Source organism: Methanosarcina spelaei, from assembly GCF_002287235.1.
GTDB classification, from domain to species: Archaea; Halobacteriota; Methanosarcinia; order Methanosarcinales; family Methanosarcinaceae; genus Methanosarcina; species Methanosarcina spelaei.
Genome location: NZ_LMVP01000237.1, coordinates 1 through 1,902 on the forward strand (window position 1 = coordinate 1; position 1,902 = coordinate 1,902).

General features: G+C 36.4%; 1 protein-coding gene and 1 pseudogene. One reads left to right on the forward strand and one right to left on the reverse strand.

Annotated elements, in window-relative coordinates:
- Window positions 1-202: 202 nt before the first annotated feature.
- Window positions 203-1,159, reverse strand: coding sequence for a DUF7847 domain-containing protein (locus ASJ81_RS12005; protein WP_245860107.1), 957 nt, complete (start codon window positions 1,157-1,159; stop codon window positions 203-205).
- Between the two features lie 165 nt (window positions 1,160-1,324).
- Between ASJ81_RS12005 and ASJ81_RS12010 the strand changes: the two are divergent.
- Window positions 1,325-1,902: pseudogene (locus tag ASJ81_RS12010) on the forward strand (IS630 family transposase); the annotation flags it as partial.

Below are 1,902 nucleotides of genomic sequence, written 5' to 3' on the forward strand. Positions count from 1 at the left end.
TGAAACTAAAATGAAACTAAAATGAAACTAAAATGAAACTAAAATGAAACTAAAATGAAACTAAAATGAAACTAAAAATAGAAACTAAATAAAAGTATTAGCCTCTTAGAATTAACCTTTCAAAATTGATCTTGCGGAAATTATCCTTCAGAAAGATTTTCGAGAAATTAGCTTCTCGGAAAAACCTTTCAAAACTCACTTTTCAGAAGTTATCCGGGTAGGAAAGCAGATCTGAAGGGTCATAAAGCTTTCTTCCTTTTCTGGCCATATAGAGGCGTGTCCACAAGACAGCCGTCAGAGGCTGTAGAATCACAATTGGAATCAGAGATATAATTAATGTAAACAGGGTGTTTCCTGAGTTTACAAATTCATTGACCAAACCACCGATTGTAGTCAACCCAATAGTGATTATCCAGATAAGGAAAACATCCAGCTTATTATTTGTAAAGAAACGAAAACTTTCACTCAAAGCCTCAAGGGGTCCAAGCTCGTCGATCACAATGGCATAGCTGCTGAGAGAAAGTGCGAGATTGAGGATTACTATATAAGCGGTCCAGAGAATGAATCCGATACCAAGTGCCATCACGCCTTTTACTGAGGCTTCCGGATTTTGGATTAACATACTCAGATCCCCTACTGCGAAGGCTCCGGGCACTATAAATATGACTCCTACAAGCAGGAGCAGAGTAGTCAGCAGGACTGCAAGGAAAAGCCTGAAGGTGTTTTTTGAACTCGAAACCAGCATATCAAAGATCCCGGCATCTCCTGTTTCGGAGGCTTTTTTTGCCATCCCTATTGCTCCTGCTGTGAAGAAAGAGTGAACGAAAATAACAAATAGGGAAAATCCGAGAATCAAAAACAAGGACAGTCCGAAGTTATCCGAAAAACCATCCCATAATACGGAAAGGATTTCCTTGTTGGAAAGAGTTGCAGGATCGATAATACTCCCTGTACTTGAGGTAAAAAGCAAAACGCTTATCAAGCCAATGAAAAGGACATAAGTAAACATATTGATAAGAAAATTAAGGATGAATGGAATACAAATGTTTAAATTTCTAAACCAGCTGTTAAATCCTCTGCTAAGTATTGTTCCAAAATCTTCATACATGTGCTGTGACCTTCCAATTATAAGGGCAGTGCTCCTGCATTTCTCTTGCAAACATACCCACAGATTACAAAAGTATAGCTGGTATGCAGGCTCACAGATACCATTTTTGAATACATATGCAGAAGATAAATATATAATCTCTTGTTTTCGTACATATAGTCACACCCTTGTATAATGCAACATTTATATATTTGATATAATAATATTAAGTTAGTTATGAGTTTAGAGATGTTTACTACTCCTGATATTGCTACAGCTATCTGTCGTTCCTGTGACAAAAATGAGAAGCTAAGACTTCAAGCATTATTGTTGGTTAAAAATGGTTTGAGTCCGGCTAAAGTTGCAGAAGATTTTTCAGTTCACCGTTCAACAGTTCATCGTTGGATGAAAAGAGCTGAAGAAGAAGGTTTGTCTAGCCTTAAATGTAAACCTGGTAGAGGAGTAAAGTCCTATTTAACTGCAGAGCAACTCTCTGAATTAAGGGAAGCATTATCAAAACCTATCCCAACAGACGATGGTTTTTCTCGTGGTTGGCAAACAAAAGATGCAATTCAATTTGTCAGAGAGAAATTTGGGATATCTTATTCCAAATCAAGAATGAGGCAAATTATTAAAAATTTAGGGTTTAGTAGAATTATATGTAGACCTCAATCAAAAAGGCGAAATCAGGAATTAACAAACGAATTTATTGCTGAAATCAAAAAAAAGATTCCTAAATCCTAACTATTTGTTCGTCACACAGGATGAAAGTAGTTTTTATGTAGACTCAAACAGATCAAAATGTTGGGCAATAA